Genomic DNA, 17983 nt, shown 5'->3' with positions numbered 1-17983 from the left:
TCAAGGCTCAGGCTACGGCTTTTTAACCTTGCCGGCAGCTGGTTCGCCGGTGCCTTCCGCTACTAGCTCGCCGTGCAGGGTAGCCACCGAGGGGTACTGCAGATCCGGGCGGAACGGGAAGGTATCAACATCGCTGGCCGAGGTGATGCCGGTGTGGACCAGCGCGGTCAACAGCCCGGCTTCCATGCCGGCAATGATGTCGGTGTCCATCCGGTCACCGATCATTGCGGTGGTTTCCGAGTGCGCGTCGATCCGGTTCAGGGCCGAACGGAACATCATCGGATTGGGCTTGCCCACCACGTACGGTTCGCGGTTGGTGGCCCGAGTGATCAGCGCCGCCACCGCGCCGGTGGCCGGCAGCAGACCCTCGGACGAAGGGCCGGTGGCATCCGGGTTGGTTGCGATAAAGCGTGCGCCGCCCTCGATCAAACGAATCGCCTTGGTGATGGCTTCAAAGGAGTAGGTGCGCGTCTCACCGAGCACCACATAATCCGGATTCTGATCGGTCATGATGAACCCGGCATCGTGCAAAGCGGTGGTCAAACCTGCTTCACCGATTACGAATGCGCGTCCGCCGGGGCGCTGACGTGCCAGGAACTCGGCGGTGGCCAGGGCGGAGGTCCAGATGTTCTGCTCCGGAACGTCCAAGCCCGAGGCGAGCAGTCGGGCGCGCAGGTCGCGTGGGGTGTAGATCGAGTTATTGGTCAACACGAGGAATCGCAAATCGTTCTCGCGCCAGTACTGAATCAGCTCGGAGGCACCCTTGATTGCCTGATTTTCATGGACAAGCACGCCGTCCATGTCGGTCAGCCAGGTTTTGATGTCGTGGATGGTGCGCGAAGCTCGAGTTATGGTCGTCACGAGGTGTTATTCCTCCTTGGGCAGTGATGGTGGGACGTTTCGTCATTGATCAACTTCCCTGGTACTAAAAGCCTACACAGCAATTGCCGTGAGTGCCGTGAACGTGGACACCTCGCCGAACAACTACCCTTAAAGGGTGAACGAAGAATCGCAGGAACCCACGGCAGATCCAGCAGCGCAACACATCATCGGCGTTGGCCCTTGGCAGGGTGAACTGCCGACGGAGGCGCACTATGACCCTGAGCTGTTGGCCCAGGGAGATCGGCGCAACGTCGCCGACAAGTACCGCTACTGGTTGATGGACGCGATCATTGCGGATCTCGACGAGCGCCGCCACGATTTTCATATCGCTATTGAGAACTGGCAGCACGACATGAATATCGGCACAGTGGTGCGCTCGGCAAACGCGTTTCTGGCCAAGGAGGTCCATATCATTGGCCGCCGACGCTGGAATCGCCGAGGTGCTATGGTGACCGATCGTTACCAACATGTACGCCACCATGCCACCGTGGATGAATTCGTGATCTGGGCCGAAGGGGAGGGGCTGACCATCTTGGGGATAGATATTTTCCCCGATTCGGTCCCTCTGGAGACATACGAACTTCCACGAAACTGTGTGCTGGTGTTCGGCCAAGAAGGCCCTGGCCTCAGCCCGGAGGTACATGCAGCAGCGAAAGACACTCTTTCAATTGAACAGTTTGGTTCAACTCGATCGATAAACGCAGCTTCGGCTGCCGGTATAGCGATGCATGCCTGGGTCCGCAGGCACGTCTTCGGGCAACGGGTGAGTTAACAAAGGGATAAACATCTGTCTTTTAGGCAGAAGTTTATTCGAGCATCTGGATTAGTTGTGAAATACACCATAGGCTAGGCCTTGGTTATGCATTCGTGATCTGGGAGCGGCAGTAGTGAAACGGCGACATCAGGTAAACCACGACTTATTACTTATCGGCTTGCCCCGGAAAAGGAAACGTCTGATCGTATGGGCCACCTCAGTGGTGGCCGCCATTGGTCTCACCGGCGCGCTCGCAATTCCTATTGTTGCGCAAACAGCCGATGATCGTCAGGGCAATATGCCCATAGCCATCGATGCGCAGGCCGCGCCCGCAAACTTCAGCAACCCGGTCTATGTCAATCAGGACGCTCCGTTGAACGCCTTCGGCGGATCGGGGCGGGCGCTTGCCATCGATGGCCGCCCCTTGGGGATGGTTGAAGGCGCCGCCGAAACTTCCGAGGAGTCCGAGTCCGAAACCGAAACCGCACTTCTCGCAGGAGCCGTTGGCGCCATCGGGCAGCTTCCCGGTGACTTGCAACTGATGCACCCGGTCCCTACTCGACGCATCTCCAGTCCCTACGGGTGGCGCAGCAATCCCACCGGTCCAGGAAACCAGATCCACATCGGTCAGGACTACCCAATCTCTTGTGGTTCTCCGGTGTACGCCAGTGAAGCTGGTCGCGTCATCGTCTCCGGATGGCACGGCCACTCGGGCATGCGCGTCACCATCGACCACGGTAGCAATGTACAGACCGGCTATAGCCACAACTCGAAGCTGGTGGCCAAGATTGGCCAAGAGGTCAAGCAGGGCGAGCTGATCGCGCTCGCGGGAACCACCGGTAATTCGACGGGTTGCCACGTGCACTTCGAAGTGATCGTCAACGGTCGCTGGCACGATCCACGCAACTATCTGCCAGGGATCCCCGGCCAGCCCAAGGCAATGATCGATTCGACCCGCCTGACGGTGAACTCGAACAGTGCTCCAAAGGGCAACGGCTCCAACGGTCCACAAACGCAGGGACCGGATCGCAACGAGAGCTCGGATCCTGATGTAGTGGTTCCACGGGACGACACTCCAGTGGTGCCGAAACCTAAGCCAAAACCGAAGCCAAGCCCGAGCGATTCGAACTCGCCATCACCGACGGACTCCAAGCCGCCTTCGCCTACGGAATCGAAATCTCCGTCACCGACGGACTCGAAGTCGCCGTCGCCTACGGATTCGAAGTCTCCATCACCGACCGACTCCGAGTCGCCTACGCCAACCGACGAGACGACACCGACTGAGGGGTCGGGGGATACCCCGCCATCCAAGGATCCAACGCAGGATACATCTACCCCGACGGAGCCTGAGGCTACGGATACAGCGCCGAAGGCCAGTGATTCTTCTACCCCGGATAAGAAGGAATCGACTTCTGCAGTCCCGGAAACCAAGGGTTCCTCGGCACCGCCAGCAACGTCTAGCACGGTAACCCCGGAGGCGACCGGGTCATCCGATGCTTCGCAGTCCTCGGGGTCGGCCAGCAAGTAGCAGGTCACCGATAACCGCGGGTGGAAATCAGCCAAAGGCTGGCTTCCACCCGCGGTTTTCTGCTCCAATACGCTTCATCACGTGTCACGTTCGGAGATCTACGCCACGTCACGCCCCGCTGCCGATAGGATGGGGTGAGAAACGCCGTCAAAGGCGACGCGTCCACCCTCGCTAATCACAAGGAGTGAAGCATGCCTATCGCAACCCCCGATAAGTACAATGCAATGATCGATGCCGCCAAGGCTGGCGGGTACGCCTTCCCGGCGGTCAACGTCACCAGCTCGCAGACGCTGAACGCCGCAATCCGCGGCTTCGCCGAAGCCGAATCGGATGGCATCATCCAGGTATCCACCGGTGGCGCAGCCTACTGGTCCGGTGCCTCCATCAAAGACATGGTGACCGGCTCGCTCGGTTTTGCCGCCTTCGCCCGCCAGGTCGCCAAGAGCTACGGCGTGAACATCGCGTTGCACACCGACCACTGCCCGGCCGACAAGCTGGACTCCTTCGTGCTGCCGTTGCTTGCAGCCTCCGAGGCAGAGGTCGCCGCCGGCCGCGACCCATTCTTCAACTCGCACATGTGGGACGGCTCGGCCGAAACCCTCGAAGAGAACCTGCGCATCGCAGCCGAGCTGCTGCCGCGCACCGCTGCCGCCAAGCAGATCCTCGAAGTCGAGATCGGCGCAGTTGGCGGCGAAGAAGACGGCGTGGAGAACGCCATCAACGACAAGCTGTACTCCACCGTTGAGGACGCCTTGGCTACCATCGACGCCCTGGGCGCCGGTGAAAAGGGCCGCTACATCACCGCGCTGACTTTCGGCAACGTGCACGGCGTGTACAAGCCAGGCAATGTCAAGCTGCGTCCAGAGATTCTGAAGGACATCCAGGCTCAGGTTGGCGCCAAGATCGGCAAGGCCAACCCCTTCGATCTCGTCTTCCACGGCGGTTCGGGCTCCTCCGATAAGGAAATTGCCGACGCGGTGTCCTACGGTGTCATCAAGATGAACATCGATACCGACACCCAGTATGCCTTCACTCGCCCGGTGGCAGGCCACATGCTTGCCAACTACGACGGCGTGCTGAAGATCGACGGCGAAGTCGGCAACAAGAAGACCTATGACCCACGCGTCTGGGGCGCCAAGGCTGAAGAGTCAATGGCGGCTCGCATCGTTGAGGGTGCACGTCAGCTCGGCTCGGCCGGAAAGTCGCTGAAGTAATAATGGCCGGAGAGAATCTACTGGGTATCCCAGAGACACTGCTGCCCGAGGAAACCGACTTACTGGCACGCTACGAAGCCGGTGACGAAGCGGTAGATCTTGCTGCTCAGTTCCCTGCATCTTCGCTGGTCTGGGCATTGCTCGCCAACGAAGCACACAGCGAAGGCCGTGTTGTGGAATCCTACGCGTTCGCCCGCGTCGGCTACCACCGTGGCTTGGACTCGTTGCGCAAATCAGGCTGGCGTGGACAGGGGCCGGTCCCTTGGCGCCATGAACCAAACCGCGGTTTCCTCCGTTCGCTCTATGCGTTGGGTCGAGCGGCCGCAGCCATCGGCGAAGCCGAGGAAGTCGAGCGAATCGAGAAATTCCTCAACGATTCGGATTCCAGCGCAAAGGGCGCAATCGAAGCCGAGTAGTAACGGATTAATAAGACGGACGAAAACCATTCGGGTTTTCGTCCGTCTTTTTAATTCCTGAATGCTGTTCGCAAAGTGTCCTTTAACCGGAAGAGAAGAGCATTGAGCTTGCAAGCCATCTGCAAACCGAGCCACGCTTCATATTCCGGATGCTACCGAGCGGGGATTTGGTGGCGATTTCGACCCCGGATTCTCTGTTTGACTTGTTTTTGCAGAAGTAGTTGGAGGGGAAGGTCAGAAAAGTATCCCCACTGGATGAAAATGAGATCGTTCTCATCAAGTTCTACTTTAGGGCTCATCTTGTTAACCTAAAGTTCAATTTAGTGAACGAATCACCACATCATCGCAGTGAAGGGAATCCGCCATGCTGTCATTCTGGTTGGCACTAGCTTCTAACGTTATCGGCATTACCGTCCTCGTCTATTTCGTATATTTCCGCCGTCACTTCCGGCGAGATCTGGTTTTGGCCTACATCGCCTTGAGCATGGGTATTTTCGCCGTGACAATGCTGCTTTCGGGCAGCGGAGCTGGAATGGGCTTGGGGCTTGGCCTCTTCGGCATCCTCTCGATCATTAGGCTGCGTTCGGATACCTTGACCCAAGAAGAGGTCGCTTATTACTTCATCTCGCTGGCGATTGGCCTGGTCAACGGACTTCATCCGGATCCGGCCTGGCTGGCACCGGCCGCCACCGGCGCGTTGGTGCTGGTCATGTTCCTCGCCGACCACCCGCGCTTTGCACCTCGCACGGATCGCCAGACGGTGACCTTGGAGAAGGCCTACCCGCAGAAGCATGAATTGGTGGCCGCGCTGGAAAAACTGCTTAACGCGAAGGTGTTGCGCACCGTGGTCATTGAGCTCGACATGGTTCGCGATCTGACCATCGTAGATGTACGTTTTCGCACGAATCAGGCCAGCAAGCCGAAGGTCAAAACCGATGTCTTCTCGGGAACCTATGAACTGGCCAATACGTTGCCTGCCTCGGATAACACCGCCAAGCAGGAGTCGTGGTCCAAATGACCGCCGAGGTGAGAACCGACTCCTGCGCGCGTGAAGCCATTGAAGCGGCCGTCACTGACCGCTCGCCGATAGGATTAGCGGAAGTCATTTCGGAAGCTGCCCTGCAGACACGCGTGGACCGCAAGTTTCTGCTCACTCCAGGTGAATTTACCGCCCTCTCGGAGCGCCTAGGGGATGGTTTCAAGATCATGGAGATCGACGGGCTTCGCACCTTCCGCTATGAATCCGTGTACTTCGACACCGAGGACTTCGAACAGTACCGGGCTCACCGCCAGGGCCGTCGCAGACGTTATAAGGTCCGCTCGCGTACCTACGCGGACACCGGATTGTCGATGTTCGAGATCAAGACCAAGGGACTTCGCGGATCCACCGTGAAACACCGCGTGGAACAAGATCCGCAGTTGGCTGGCGAGCTGACCGCTGAGAACGCCGAGTTCCTCGAACAGGTACTGGCAACCGAGTACGGAGAGGAAGCGCCGGACTTGGCGCCGGTGCTCGATAGCTCCTATGTTCGTGCGACTTTCGTAAACCCCATCGACGGTGAACGAGTAACCTGCGATGTGGAATTGAGCTACGCGAATGGTGAGCAGCAGATCGCCGGACCAGATCTGATCGTCGTGGAAACCAAATCTGCCGACGGACGTGGAGCTTCAGACCGAGCGCTTGCCGATTTGGGCATCCGCGAGGTCAGCATGTCGAAGTACTGCATCGGCATCGCGTTATTGCATCCGGAACTGCCTGCTAACCGCTGGAGCCGCCTCTTGGAACAACGCTTCGGCGCACGGCACCGCCCGGTGTCTTATCCGGCACCTCGCAGGACGGCAGTACGCAGCTAAACGCCAAGGTGTGCCGCCCTGGGGATTCTCCTATATGAACTGCTCCCCAGAAGTTGGATAGCGAAATCAGTGGCCAGCATCTGGGACGTTTTTCAATGAGTTCACGAAGCGCACTGACGCAAACCCGAAAAATGACTCGCTGACTTATTCGAGCAAGGTTTCGGGTTTTAGACAGCAACGTCCGAGCGGGGAGTCCGTGAGGGGGCCTGTACTGTACGTCGGGTTTATCAACGATGGCCGTTTATGTCTTTTGGAAAAACCCAAGAACCCCGAAACTCCTTTGAAGTGAAGAAGGGCGTGTTGAGCCGCTTTGCGGCTGGTCAATAAGATGGCCAGCGCTACGAGATTCGATTGACCTCGTTCACGCTCGTTTTTAGGTGCTCCAAGGCCGGGTTGGCCTACAAATCGGGAGGGAACCGTGCTTTGGTGTGTACTGACAAATGAGGCTTCTGGGACGCTACTTCATCTTCGCGACCAACGACGGGAACACTGGATTCTCCGAGGTTGAGTACCGGATTTTCTTCTCGTTCAGAAAGTTGATGACTTCCTTCGCGATCAGATCCATCTTCTCGTTGCTGTCCTGATTCTGGCTCCTCGTCGCCTGGTGGTACTCGCTCAACTCGAACAGGTCCGGGAAGTTCGGATCCAATATTCCCTTTTTGAACATCAAATTCTGGATCATCGTCTCCATGAATTCCTCGGTCATCTCCGGGTACAGGACCGTCGCCATTACGTCCAATAGAGTCGGGACGTCCTCGTATTCCCTCTCGAACCGCTCGGACAGAGTCTCGTTCCACGGGCATTCGCTCGGCGTCATCCACGAAGATGGGTTCGACTCCCATTCCGTTTCGCGTTCCGCCTGCCGGTTCTGATTGTCCAGGAACCTCTGGGTGCTCCAGTCGCGGCTCTCGCTCAGAGATGCTGGCACCGATTCCTGGTTCACAAGTGGCCTTGTTGATTGATTCATGATCTATCAGCTCCTGGTTGTTTCCATGCTCATCGCCGACCATTGAGAAGAATGCGTCTTGGTTCTCAAAAGAATTCTCACGAGCCATTTTCACCTGTTTGCTTTACATAACATGATGAACGCCGCCGAATGTCAAGTAGCCCGACCATTTTTCCGGGCTACGCTGATCCTCGTCGAGGGCACTAAAAGTTCAGTCCGAGTCCAACGCGAAGAGACTTGGTGGCTGGCTGTTGGAGTGACCGGAGGCTGATTCTGGAGTCGTTCGGTCCCGGTGGCTAAAATGTTCTCCAAGGGTTTTGCGCACTAGCGCGTGGCGGCTAGCCGGTATCCGACCCCGCGCACGGTTTCAAAGCGTTCCCCGCCGAGTTTGTTGCGCAGGTAGCGCACGTAAACGTCCACCACATTCGAGCCCGGATCAAAGTCATAGCCCCAAACACGAGATAGCAGCTGCTCGCGGCTGAGCACCTGGCCTGGATTGCGCAAGAATGCCTCGGCTAGGGCGAATTCTCGGGCGGACAGTTCAATTTCCTTATCCGCGATGGTGACCCGGCGGCGCAATAAATCCATTTCCAAGTCGCCGTGGTTCAGTACCGAAGATTCGCTGGCGCTATCTTCGGTACGCAGGCGCAAGCGAACCCGGGCCAGCAGCTCGTCAAAATGGAACGGTTTTGCCATGTAGTCATCGGCGCCGTTCTGCAAACCGGTGACGGTGTCTTCCACGCTGCCTCGCGCGGTAAGAATGATCACTGGCGTTTCGATCTGCGCTGCACGCATCCGCCGCAGCACCGAGAAGCCATCTTCATCGGGCAATCCGAGGTCCAAGATGATCAGTTCGTAGTCGCCGTCCAGGGCCAGATCGAAGCCGTCGCGCCCGGTCCCGGCAACTGCTGAAGTCAGCCCTGCGGCACGTAACCCTTTGGCGACAAATGAACTAATGCGAGGTTCATCTTCAATGATCAGGATTCGACTCATGCTTCGGTACCTCGTGTAGTTAGTGGGATATCGATATAGAACGTGGAGCCCTTATTCGGTTCGGAATCCACCCAGACACGGCCGCCATGGGCGGTGGCAATTGCAGAGACAATATTGAGGCCTAGCCCCGATCCATCTGCGCGGACCGAATTCTTGCCTCGGCCGAAGCGCTCGAAAATGCGATCGATGTCATCGGGCTGGATGCCGACACCGGTATCCGAGACCCACCAGCGCAATAAGGTATCCCCGTGGCCGTCTCGAAGCACTTCGTTGCCCAACCCGATTCGCGTTCCTTCCGGGGAAAACTTCACAGCATTGGCGCAGAGCTGCAGCATGGCTTGGGTAATGCGCGTTTGGTCCAGGTTAACCGTGGATTCGGAACGATAATCCACTCTCCAGTGGCGATCGCCCAAGCCCCGGGCTTTGTCCAGAATGTCGTCCAATAGCGTGCCAACCTCGGTTGGCTGAGGCTGGATGAAGTCTGCTCGATTGGATTTAGCCAACATGACCAGATCATTGATGAGCAGGCTCATACGCCCCATCTCATCCAGCGCTATTTCTTTGCTCTGCTGCACATCTTCCGGGTCGCGCGTGTCCATGAGCTCCAGGTGGCCGCTGACGATCGTGACCGGGGTGCGCAGTTCATGCCCGACATCGTCGAGCAGCTGCCGCTGCGACTTCAGCGCACTTTCCAAGCGGTCAAGCATTTCGTTAATGGTCACCGTCAGCTCGGCGAATTCATCATTCCCGGTGACTTCGATTCGCCGCGAGAGGTCGCTTTCCGAGATTTGATGCGCGGTGGTCTGCAGCCTGCGTATCGGCTCCAGGGTCCGATTCACCACCAGCCACGAGGCACCGGCCGCAAGCGCCATCACCAGGACCCCAACGGCAGAGAAAATAGCAAAATTCCGGTCATCGGCGCGTGCTTCTCCAAGGTAGTCATAGGCGAGCACAAATGCGCTGAAACTTGGATCTTCTGGAAGCTGCACCGGGACGATCACCGCCCGATACGTGGTCATCTCCGTCTTGACGGTCCCCAAATGGATATGGCTGTCGGTTTTGCTCTGTTCGGCCCAAGCCAGAAATTCTGGGTCGTCCTCCAGGCGCAGCTGGACGACATCCGGTGCGGTCCACTGAACCTCGCCTCCGGCCAGGCCGAGCATTCCCTGATGCCGTGAAGGCAATGTGCGCTGCATGGCCGTGTAGAGCAGGTCCTCGGCCTTTTCGAAGTGCTGCAAGGTGCGCGGATCCACGCCAGTTTCGGCCAGTACGCCGAACTCCTGCACGGTACGCGACAACGAGTCATCGAGCCGTTCGTTCAGCTCGTGGCGTTGTACCGCGTAGCTCGCAGCGCCGGCGACGAGCAATGCCAAGCCAACGACTAGTAGCATTCCGGTGAGCACCCGTGCGCGAATAGACCATGAGCGCCTAGTCGTCATCGTCGTCTAGCTCATCGTCATCGTCATCGTCGTCATAATCGTCATCATAGTCGTCGTCATCATCGTCATAGGTGTTCGCCGAGGGTGGCAGCGGGACCACCGGCTTCTTCGTCGGCTTTGGCTTCACCGTGGGCTGCTTTGTCGGTTTTGCCTTGGGCGTTTCCGTGACGGTGCTCTTGCTTGGAACAGCGCTCTTCGTCGGGTCCTCGCTTATTGATGGCGAGGGAGAAGGCGAGGGAGTCTCGGAGGAGGTAAAAGTCGGGGAATTGGGAACCTCGCTGGTGGGCGAGGTGCGATCTTCGTTAATGATGAAGCCATTGCCCAGATCCTTGTCCATTGGGTCTGCGATGACCTGCCGAATACCTAAAAATCCCAAGAGCACTACGACGATCACGATGATCGACAGCGCGAGGCGGCGCAACGTTTCCAATCCCATGCCAACCATTGTCTCTGAGCCAGATTAGACCAAGATGAGAAGTGGCCTAAGCCGCCACAAATAGTTGATTGCGATACTGGTCCACTTGCGGCACGAACTTTGGAAATGGCAGCAGAGTAGCGTTCGGCAAAACATGTTTGATCGCGAGCAATGGTTCTGGAGTCACCGCTGCTGCTCGGCGGGCCTTGCCCGGTGCTGCTGCAGAGAGCATGCTCCGACGCGTGGGAGCCGCACGTTGAACCATCATCGGGTTCGACTCAAATTCTAGATTCTGCTGTTCAAGGCAGCCCGGGATTCAACGCAGGTGTTCGAAAATGATGTTCGTTTGTGTGGAAGAAAACGCATTGTTGGAGCCCAAATGGCTCGCAACGAACGTGCGCAACTCATCGATGGAACGGGCGGCCACGCGGACCAGCAGATCCGGAGTGCCACCTAGGACAAATACGTCACGGACCTGTGGCAGGTCGGCTAGGTTCTTAGCCGCGTGGAGCATCCGGTCGCGGGCTCGTGCGGCTACGACCACGGAGATCATGGCATGGACCGTGACACCGAGGAGTTTTTCATTGATTCTTGCCTCGTATCCCTCAATGATGCCGCGGGTCCGCAGCGCCTTGACCCTGCCAAGGCAAGTGGAGGGGGCAAGGCCCACGCGTTGAGCCAAAATATTGTTGGCCAGCCGCGCATCCTTGTGAAGCTCGACGAGAATCGCCAGATCGGTTTCGTCCACCTGAACGGAATTCGACTGGGCTGGTCCAGAGCTGGCCCAAGCTGAACCTGACACGGAATGGTCTCCTAGTTCTTCGCGAAAGTTCGAAAGTTGAACAAATCTTCCACTGTTGATTCTACGATGAATGCAACGGTTAGTTCTCAGAGAAAGCAAACAAGATATGAGTACAGTGGTCAGTCGCGAACAGTTGGAGCTATTGGATCACCAGGATGCGCTAGCCTCCTTCAAGGATCGGTTCCTATTGCCCGACGGGGTGTTGTACCTGGACGGAAATTCGCTGGGACCACTGCCGGCCGGTGCCGCCGAGCGTGCTGCAGAGGTGGTGAATGTCGAGTGGGGACAAGGATTGATCCGTTCGTGGAACAGCGCCGGCTGGTTTGAGATGCCCACTCGATTGGGAGACAAACTCGGATCCTTGTTAGGTGCCAATCCGGGCGAGACGGTGGTTACCGATACCACCAGCCTGAACCTCTTCAAGGCCTTGGCTTCGGCGCTTCGCATCCAACAGGTTGATGGCCCGGGCCGCCGTGTGATCATCACCGAACGCGACAATTTCCCCACCGACATCTACATTGCAGAAGGTCTCGCCGAGTTGCTGAACTCGGTCGGTGCAGAAACCGGCATTCGCTACGAAGTGAAATTGATCGACAACGAAACCGAGCTGCTTGCCGCGCTAGACGAAGACACCGCGGTCATCTCGCTGTCGCACGTTAACTACCGCACCGGCTCCATGTGGGACATGGCGTCCATAACCGAAGCGGTCCACCAAGCTGGGGCACTGGCAATTTGGGATCTGGCGCATGCTGCCGGCGCCGTTCCCGTAGATCTAAACGCCGCAAAGGCCGACTACGCGGTTGGGTGCACCTACAAATACCTCAACGGCGGCCCGGGCTCTCCGGCTTTCATCTGGGTCAACGCCCGGCATCAGGACCGCTTCTGGCAACCGCTCTCCGGATGGTGGTCCCACCAGGCACCCTTTGAAATGGCAGAGCAATACACCCCGGCAAATGATGTACGCCGATTCATGTGCGGCACCCAGCCGGTAACGTCCATGGCGATGATCGAGGTAGGCCTGGATATCGCGGTGGAAGCCGAGATGGAATTGGTCCGGGCGAAGTCCTTGGAACTCACCGACCTATTCATCGAGCTAGTCGAGACCCGATGTGCCGGACACGGACTCGAACTGATTACCCCTCGTGAGCATGCGCAACGCGGAAGCCATGTGAGCTTCCATCATCCGAACGGCTACGAGATCATTGCCGCGTTGATCGAACGCGGCGTAATTGGCGACTACCGCGAGCCTGCGGTGCTGCGCTTCGGCATCACGCCGCTGTTTCTGAGCCGTACGGATATCTGGGATGCGGTGGAGATCTTGCGTGAAGTTCTGCACACAGGCCACTGGCAACGCGAAGAGTTTGCCGTGCGAAATGCCGTGACATAGCAGGAATACTGGGCGCTGGCGCCCAGCGGCTCCCAAAACCGCACGGCCGAGGCGATAGTACGCTTGAACGCAGCGAGGCAGCTGGTGCCTCGCTGCGTTTTCTTTGAGGGGTGCTGCGCAACGTGGGAACTGAACCTGCGAACAATGTACCGGGTGGCTTGGGGCTGAAAAAGTCGCTTACCACGGCCCAGATGACCATGATCGCCCTCGGCGGGGCGATTGGCACCGGCCTATTCATGGGCAGCAAGCTTGGCATCCTGCTGGCCGGTCCATCGGTGATCATCAGCTACATTATTGGTGGCATCATCGCCCTACTGGTGATGGGCGCGCTTTCGGAAATGACTGTGCATCAACCTGTGGCAGGGTCGTTCGGTGTGTACGCGGAGAAATACGTTGGACACTTCGCCGGGTACCTGACCAAGTATCTTTACTGGTCCGCGTTGGTCTTCGCGGTGGGAACCGAAGTCAGCGTGGTGGGGGAGTACATGCAGTACTGGTTCCCCGATATTCCCGGATTGTTCTGGGTGGTCGTCTTCTCTCTGGCACTTCTCGCGGTGAACATGTCCAGCGTGAAGTTCTTTGGAACCACCGAATATTGGTTCTCCGCGATCAAGGTCTTCGCGATCGTCGCCTTCATAATCATCGCCGCATGGCTGGTATTCCATGACCCAAATGACCAGTTTGGCATCGCCAACTACAGCGCTGAATCAGGGTTCTTCGCCAACGGCATCTGGGGCACTTGGAATGCGGTGATCGTCGCAATTTTCTCTTATATGGGCATCGAAGCAATCTCCATTGCAGCCGCGGAATCACGCAATCCTCAGATCGCGGTGCGCAAAGCCTTCAAGACGACGTTCCTGCGCCTGTTGCTGTTCTATGTGTTCACCATGGGGCTGATCCTCGCGATTGCACCAACCAGCGAGCTGGTCAACGGCGGTTCTCCCTTCGTGACCGTGATGAGCCTGATGGGTGTTCCCTTCGCCGACTCGGTGCTGAACTTCGTGTTGATCGTCGCCGCCCTTTCAGCCATGAACGCGCAGCTGTACGCGGCGACTCGCATGCTCAACTCCTTGGCGGATTCCGGCCATGCTCCATCTCTCGCACGAAAGCTCAACGTGAAGGGTTCGCCCATCCACGCGGTCTGGATGTCTGCTGGCGGGATTGCGGTCGCGGCGCTGGTCTACGGGCTTGTCCCGGATGGAGGCCTGGGCATCATGATCTCGCTAGCGACTTTTGGTGCCATCGCCACCTGGTTCATGATCCTCTTAACTCACCTGGCCTTCCGTCGACACATCGGCAAAGAACAAATCCGTCTGGACTTCAGGCTGCCGGGCTACCCGACCGCTTCGTTGCTCGGCGCGATACTCCTCGCGGGCTTGCTGGCCACCTCGTATTTCACCGAACAGTTCAGCTACACGCTGGTCTTCGGCATTCCGTTTGTGGTCGTGATGTCGCTGCTCTATAAGTTGGTTTTTGCCCGCCGTGCCAAAGTCCGGGCCTAGAACAAAAGCCAACTAAACTCGTAGGAGGTCTGCGCGGTGCAGGCCAGAACTTTGAAGGGGCAACTGTGGCCAAGCTGTATTTCCGATACGGGGCAATGAACTCGGGCAAATCAACGAGCTTATTGCAGGCCGCCTTCAACTATGAGGAACGCGGTCAGCGTATCTTGCTGGCGAAGCCGGGCGTCGACACCAAGGGGGAGGCCTCGATCGTTTCCCGTTTGGGTATTGAACGCGAGGTCGACTTCGTCATCAGCCCCCGAGGCGATGTGCGTCAGCAGTTCGCTGCGATCGCTTCCGGCGAGGACCCTGAAGCCTTGCTCACCCATGTTGATTCGCCTCCGGTCGCTTGCCTGCTTGTCGACGAGGCGCAGTTCTTGACGCGTGAGCAGATCGATGACCTGCTGCGCATTGCCGTGTTGGACAATGTCCCGGTCCTTGCCTATGGGATCCGCACGGACTTTAGAACTCACGCTTTCCCAGGCTCTGCGCGATTAATGGAGCTGGCGCACTCGTTGGAAGAGCTGAAGACCATCTGCCGTTGCGGACGCAAGGCAATGTTTAACACTCGTAGAGTGGGGAACCAGGTTGTTTTTGACGGCGACCAAGTGGCTATCGACGGGGAAGATGTCTGGTACGAGTCACTGTGTGCCTCGTGCTACCTAGAGGTTTCCGGCGGGCGACTGAGCTAGGTCTTTCTAGTGGGGTTAGCCGCGTGGGAAAAGACCAGAAACTGCGCGCTGAAGTCCCCAATCAAAACCGTCACTTTGTGGCGCATCAACGTCCAATTGCACAAGGTTTTGACGGTAAGCCACCGAACCCAAAATGTGGTTGAGCAGTAGCTGCTGACCAAAGCGGGCATCCTCTGTGGACAAACCAGCAGAGTGAAGCAAGTCGCGTAGCTGCAGAACCGGATTGAGCTGCTCAACTTGCAATGCGCTGGCTACTTCGATCACCTCTGGGCTGTCCTGGATGGGAAGCAGAGCCAAGTACAGCTTGCGGCATAGCTGCAAAACAGCGTCGGCGGGTGTTGCAAAATTTTCTGGGATGACACGTAGCTGCTCGGTGTTCAATAATTTTGCGGCAACGGCAGCTAGTAGCTCTTGTTTGTTCTTCACATGCCAGTACAGCGCGCCAACCTGAACTTCGAGTTCTTTGGCTAAACGCCGCATGGAAAGGTCAGCTAACCCGAACTGTTGCAGGATATCGACCGCGGTATCCACGACGGTCAGCTGAGTTAGTGCCATGCCTTCTAGTCTAGACGTAGTGACATCGGCTACCCGTGTGCACTGACCTGGCCGGGTTTTCCTAGGCTGCGACGTTGACTACGCTGGCAATGAAAATGGACAGCACGGTGGTCCAGCCGACGATTGCGACTGCCTGCCAGATGAGGATGCGTGCCTTGTTGATGCCGGCGGCAGCGAGCATGGTGGCGGTGAAGTGCGTTGGCAGCAGCAGTGGGCCGAGCAAGCTCACCCCTGGCACGCCGTAGCGTTCGAATGCGCGCTGGAATTTCATGCGGCGGTTGGCTTTGCGTTCGCTGTCCTCGGCTACCGGCGCAATGCTTTCGTGGAGCTGTGCGTCTTCGGTGCGGTTGGCACCATTTACTGCGACAGGTTCTTTGGCTCGGTTGCGGTTGACCAGTGCGGTGCGGGCACCGGAACCCAGTAGCACTAGCAACGCCACACAGATGAAGTTGCCGATGATGGCGGCGATGGCGGCGGCCACCGGGTTAATTCCGCCAAGTATGCCGATGGTTGCCGCACCTTCGCCTTCGATGAAGGGCATTGCGCCGGCGAGGGCGACGATCAGTGGCTGTACGATTTCTGGAACTTGGGAGATGAGGTTCTGGAAGGATTCGATGAGGTTCATTATTGTTCCTGTCGTGGGTCACTGGATGTGTGTGTAATACAATTTCATCGCGTTTTCGGTGCCACGGTAAGTGTCTAAATGTCACTTGTGACAGGGAGCTTTGCATGTATGGGCGATGACAAATGTCATCCCCGTATACTGAAGAAATGAGTGCTCTTTTACCTGCCGATCCGACTGAGAACTTTGGCCCCGGATCGATTGGTTCGCGCAGGCTGAGTACGGGAATCACCGCCACTTGGTGGTACACGGTGGCCGCCTTGTTGATGTTTCAGCTCACGATCCTGCTCTTATGGGTCGGCGCGCTGGCCAACCTGGACAAGGGCACTGCTTCCATGGCCATCATGTCGATTGGGGGACTGGTGTGGTGCGCCGCGACGATTCCCTTGCTGATGCAATACCGGCGCCGAGATGAAACTGCCGGAGCCGCAGCGCAATGGCGCAGCATCCTGCTTCCACTACTCATCAGCGCGGTATTTGCGCTGGTGGCGGGTCTGAGCAGCGGGCTTTGGGTGGTGGGCGCGTTGCCCATCGTGCAATCGCTGATGTTGCTCAACTGGCCTCGCGGCGTGCGCATGCGCTTGGTCATCACCACGCTGGTATTACTTGGAGGGCTGTGGTTTATCGACCTGCCAGCGGTGTCCTCCGCCAAGGGGGACAGCTGGTGGACACTGGGAATCGCGACCATTGTGTTGCCAGCGATGACCGTCAGCTCACTGTGGTGGTGGGACGTGCTTGCCACACTTGACCGCGCCCGGGCGGCGGAATCACGGTTGGGGGCCACCCAAGAGCGGCTGCGGGTTGCGACCGACGTACATGACCTGCAGGGCCATCACCTGCAGGTGATCGCGTTGCAGCTCGAACTCTCCGAACGGCTGCTGGGGCGTGACCCGCAGGCGGCGCTGCAACAGCTGCGGCTGGCCAGGTCAAGCGTCGCCGAAGCCCAGCAGGGCACCCGAGACCTGGCCATGCGCTTCCGTGGTGTTCCGCTGCGCGACGAGATCGATAATGCGGTTGACCTGCTCAGGGCTGCCGGAACTTCGGTTAATGCCGTGGTGTCTGTCGAGGCAAACTCGGCACCGGCCGCCACTCTCGGGCCGATCATTCGTGAAACGACAACCAACGTGCTCCGTCACGGCGGCGGGAAGCGCGCACAGCTGTCGTTGAGGCGCGAGGAAGACCAATGGCGCTACGAGATCACTAATGATGTTGCAGCAGCTGCCAAGGATGGTGCGGATGGATCGGGGCTGCAGGGGATCAGCCGCCGGGTGGCCGAAGCCGCTGGCTCGGTTCAGGTGCAACGTGGAAAACATGAGTTCACGGTCGTAGTGCTGGTGCCGGCGATGAGTCCTAAGGACGAGCAATGATGATCCGAGTATTAATCGCAGATGATGAGGCAATGATTCGTTCGGCGGTGGCGGCCCTGTTGTCTTTAGAGGACGACATCGAAGTGGTTGCCGAATGCGCCGACGGTGCGCAGGCTGTTGTTATGGCAGAGAAACTAAAGCCAGATATCTGCCTGCTCGATTTGGAAATGCCAGAACTTGACGGCGTCCAGGTGGCCGACCGGCTGAGCGGTACGTTGGCCGCGACCCGCTGTGTTGTGGTGACCAGGCATGCCGGCCCCGGGGTGTTGCGCAGGGCCCTGGCATCCGGCGTCGCCGGATTCCTCCCGAAGTCGCGAAGCGCCAACGAGGTGGCCGAGGTCATCCGCCGCGTCGCGGCAGACGCACGCTACGTCGACCCCGAGGTTGCCGCCGATGCGCTGAGCGAGGAGCGCAGCCCGTTGACCGAGCGGGAACTGGACGTGTTGCGCGCGGGCCGGCGTGGAGAATCCACGAGCCAGATCGCTAGGGCACTCGGCCTTGCCCCCGGAACCGTGCGCAATTACATCTCTGCGATTCTGGCTAAGTTGAATGTTGCTACCCGCCAGCAAGCGGTGTTGCTGGCCGAAGAGCGTGGCTGGATCTGAGACATATACTCGA

19 protein-coding genes are annotated in these 17983 nt (G+C 58.2%); 11 read left to right on the top strand and 8 right to left on the bottom strand.

The genetic code is table 11. The features are described 5' to 3' along the window. Positions 1-12 precede the first annotated feature (12 nt). Positions 13-861, bottom strand: a complete 849-nt coding sequence (locus tag ACT3TP_RS09030; protein WP_255248413.1) for an HAD-IIA family hydrolase — start codon at positions 859-861, stop codon at positions 13-15. 136 nt (positions 862-997) lie between these two features. On the opposite strand from ACT3TP_RS09030, the gene ACT3TP_RS09025 reads away from it, so the two are divergent. The 6 genes from ACT3TP_RS09025 (at position 998) to ACT3TP_RS09000 (ending at position 6648) form a co-directional block, all read left to right on the top strand. Further along, positions 998-1654, top strand: coding sequence for a TrmH family RNA methyltransferase (locus ACT3TP_RS09025; RefSeq protein ID WP_096285781.1), 657 nt, complete (start codon positions 998-1000; stop codon positions 1652-1654). 160 nt (positions 1655-1814) lie between these two features. Next, a complete protein-coding gene (locus ACT3TP_RS09020; RefSeq protein ID WP_444620436.1) occupies positions 1815-3164 on the top strand; it encodes a peptidoglycan DD-metalloendopeptidase family protein in 1350 nt (449 codons plus the stop codon). A gap of 191 nt (positions 3165-3355) precedes the next feature. Next, positions 3356-4378, top strand: a complete 1023-nt coding sequence (fbaA, locus tag ACT3TP_RS09015) for a class II fructose-bisphosphate aldolase (RefSeq protein WP_096285777.1) — start codon at positions 3356-3358, stop codon at positions 4376-4378. A gap of 2 nt (positions 4379-4380) precedes the next feature. Further along, complete coding sequence (locus ACT3TP_RS09010) at positions 4381-4794, top strand: DUF3151 domain-containing protein (RefSeq protein ID WP_444620435.1); 414 nt, start codon at positions 4381-4383, stop codon at positions 4792-4794. Between the two features lie 364 nt (positions 4795-5158). After that, positions 5159-5812, top strand: coding sequence for a DUF4956 domain-containing protein (locus tag ACT3TP_RS09005; RefSeq protein ID WP_096285773.1), 654 nt, complete (start codon positions 5159-5161; stop codon positions 5810-5812). Continuing rightward, entirely contained in the window at positions 5809-6648 is an 840-nt protein-coding gene (locus tag ACT3TP_RS09000; RefSeq protein WP_444620450.1) for a polyphosphate polymerase domain-containing protein, read from the top strand. Before ACT3TP_RS09005 ends, ACT3TP_RS09000 begins: the two co-directional genes overlap by 4 nt. Positions 6649-7105: 457 nt before the next feature. On the opposite strand, the gene ACT3TP_RS08995 is transcribed toward ACT3TP_RS09000, so the two are convergent. The 5 genes from ACT3TP_RS08995 to ACT3TP_RS08975 all read right to left on the bottom strand — a co-directional run bounded on the left by ACT3TP_RS08995 (position 7106) and on the right by ACT3TP_RS08975 (position 11243). Then, positions 7106-7615, bottom strand: a complete 510-nt coding sequence (locus ACT3TP_RS08995) for a hypothetical protein (RefSeq protein ID WP_444617739.1) — start codon at positions 7613-7615, stop codon at positions 7106-7108. 303 nt (positions 7616-7918) lie between these two features. Continuing rightward, on the bottom strand, positions 7919-8587 hold the full coding sequence (locus tag ACT3TP_RS08990) for a response regulator transcription factor (protein WP_096285769.1): 669 nt from the start codon (positions 8585-8587) through the stop codon (positions 7919-7921). Next, positions 8584-10026, bottom strand: a complete 1443-nt coding sequence (locus tag ACT3TP_RS08985) for a sensor histidine kinase (protein WP_444620434.1) — start codon at positions 10024-10026, stop codon at positions 8584-8586. The genes ACT3TP_RS08990 and ACT3TP_RS08985 overlap by 4 nt, the downstream gene beginning before the upstream one ends. After that, positions 10016-10462 carry a hypothetical protein gene (locus tag ACT3TP_RS08980; protein ID WP_444617743.1) on the bottom strand — a complete coding sequence of 149 codons (447 nt, stop codon included), beginning with the start codon at positions 10460-10462 and terminating at the stop codon, positions 10016-10018. The genes ACT3TP_RS08985 and ACT3TP_RS08980 overlap by 11 nt, the downstream gene beginning before the upstream one ends. A 295-nt stretch (positions 10463-10757) precedes the next feature. Beyond that, a complete protein-coding gene (locus ACT3TP_RS08975) occupies positions 10758-11243 on the bottom strand; it encodes an Lrp/AsnC family transcriptional regulator (RefSeq protein ID WP_444617745.1) in 486 nt (161 codons plus the stop codon). A 106-nt stretch (positions 11244-11349) separates the two neighbouring features. On the opposite strand from ACT3TP_RS08975, the gene kynU reads away from it, so the two are divergent. The 3 genes from kynU (at position 11350) to ACT3TP_RS08960 (ending at position 14821) form a co-directional block, all read left to right on the top strand. Further along, complete coding sequence (gene kynU / locus ACT3TP_RS08970) at positions 11350-12630, top strand: kynureninase (protein WP_444620433.1); 1281 nt, start codon at positions 11350-11352, stop codon at positions 12628-12630. A 122-nt stretch (positions 12631-12752) separates the two neighbouring features. Next, entirely contained in the window at positions 12753-14132 is a 1380-nt protein-coding gene (locus tag ACT3TP_RS08965) for an amino acid permease (protein WP_444620432.1), read from the top strand. A gap of 65 nt (positions 14133-14197) precedes the next feature. Continuing rightward, positions 14198-14821 carry a thymidine kinase gene (locus ACT3TP_RS08960; protein ID WP_096285761.1) on the top strand — a complete coding sequence of 208 codons (624 nt, stop codon included), beginning with the start codon at positions 14198-14200 and terminating at the stop codon, positions 14819-14821. 15 nt (positions 14822-14836) lie between these two features. On the opposite strand, the gene ACT3TP_RS08955 is transcribed toward ACT3TP_RS08960, so the two are convergent. Both ACT3TP_RS08955 and ACT3TP_RS08950 read right to left on the bottom strand, forming a co-directional pair. Next, positions 14837-15376 carry a TetR family transcriptional regulator gene (locus ACT3TP_RS08955; RefSeq protein ID WP_096285759.1) on the bottom strand — a complete coding sequence of 180 codons (540 nt, stop codon included), beginning with the start codon at positions 15374-15376 and terminating at the stop codon, positions 14837-14839. 61 nt (positions 15377-15437) lie between these two features. Further along, positions 15438-16001 carry a small multidrug efflux protein gene (locus ACT3TP_RS08950; RefSeq protein WP_444620431.1) on the bottom strand — a complete coding sequence of 188 codons (564 nt, stop codon included), beginning with the start codon at positions 15999-16001 and terminating at the stop codon, positions 15438-15440. A 146-nt stretch (positions 16002-16147) separates the two neighbouring features. On the opposite strand from ACT3TP_RS08950, the gene ACT3TP_RS08945 reads away from it, so the two are divergent. Further along, positions 16148-17365: a sensor histidine kinase gene (locus ACT3TP_RS08945; protein WP_444620430.1), complete on the top strand. Its 1218-nt coding sequence runs from the start codon at positions 16148-16150 to the stop codon at positions 17363-17365. Continuing rightward, the gene (locus tag ACT3TP_RS08940; protein WP_444620449.1) at positions 17365-17970 is read left to right on the top strand and encodes a response regulator; all 606 of its coding nucleotides are present in this window, start codon (positions 17365-17367) and stop codon (positions 17968-17970) included. The genes ACT3TP_RS08945 and ACT3TP_RS08940 overlap by 1 nt, the downstream gene beginning before the upstream one ends. Positions 17971-17983 lie beyond the last annotated feature (13 nt).

The sequence above is a fragment of the Glutamicibacter sp. AOP38-B1-38 genome (assembly GCF_052377485.1).
Classification (GTDB): Bacteria; Actinomycetota; Actinomycetes; order Actinomycetales; family Micrococcaceae; genus Glutamicibacter.
Note: the sequence above shows the minus strand (reverse complement) of the source record. Positions and strands in the feature narration are given on the sequence as shown.

Bases quoted from the DNA above. Each gene is read 5' to 3' on its own strand.
- ACT3TP_RS09000 (WP_444620450.1), top strand. From the start codon at position 5,809: ATGACCGCCGAGGTGAGAACCGACTCCTGCGCGCGTGAAGCCATTGAA.
- ACT3TP_RS08950 (WP_444620431.1), bottom strand. From the start codon at position 16,001: ATGAACCTCATCGAATCCTTCCAGAACCTCATCTCCCAAGTTCCAGAA.
- ACT3TP_RS08990 (WP_096285769.1), bottom strand. From the start codon at position 8,587: ATGAGTCGAATCCTGATCATTGAAGATGAACCTCGCATTAGTTCATTT.
- ACT3TP_RS08945 (WP_444620430.1), top strand. From the start codon at position 16,148: ATGAGTGCTCTTTTACCTGCCGATCCGACTGAGAACTTTGGCCCCGGA.
- ACT3TP_RS08985 (WP_444620434.1), bottom strand. From the start codon at position 10,026: ATGACGACTAGGCGCTCATGGTCTATTCGCGCACGGGTGCTCACCGGA.
- ACT3TP_RS08940 (WP_444620449.1), top strand. From the start codon at position 17,365: ATGATCCGAGTATTAATCGCAGATGATGAGGCAATGATTCGTTCGGCG.
- ACT3TP_RS08955 (WP_096285759.1), bottom strand. From the start codon at position 15,376: ATGGCACTAACTCAGCTGACCGTCGTGGATACCGCGGTCGATATCCTG.
- fbaA (WP_096285777.1), top strand. From the start codon at position 3,356: ATGCCTATCGCAACCCCCGATAAGTACAATGCAATGATCGATGCCGCC.
- kynU (WP_444620433.1), top strand. From the start codon at position 11,350: ATGAGTACAGTGGTCAGTCGCGAACAGTTGGAGCTATTGGATCACCAG.
- ACT3TP_RS09005 (WP_096285773.1), top strand. From the start codon at position 5,159: ATGCTGTCATTCTGGTTGGCACTAGCTTCTAACGTTATCGGCATTACC.
- ACT3TP_RS08980 (WP_444617743.1), bottom strand. From the start codon at position 10,462: ATGGGATTGGAAACGTTGCGCCGCCTCGCGCTGTCGATCATCGTGATC.
- ACT3TP_RS09010 (WP_444620435.1), top strand. From the start codon at position 4,381: ATGGCCGGAGAGAATCTACTGGGTATCCCAGAGACACTGCTGCCCGAG.
- ACT3TP_RS08995 (WP_444617739.1), bottom strand. From the start codon at position 7,615: ATGAATCAATCAACAAGGCCACTTGTGAACCAGGAATCGGTGCCAGCA.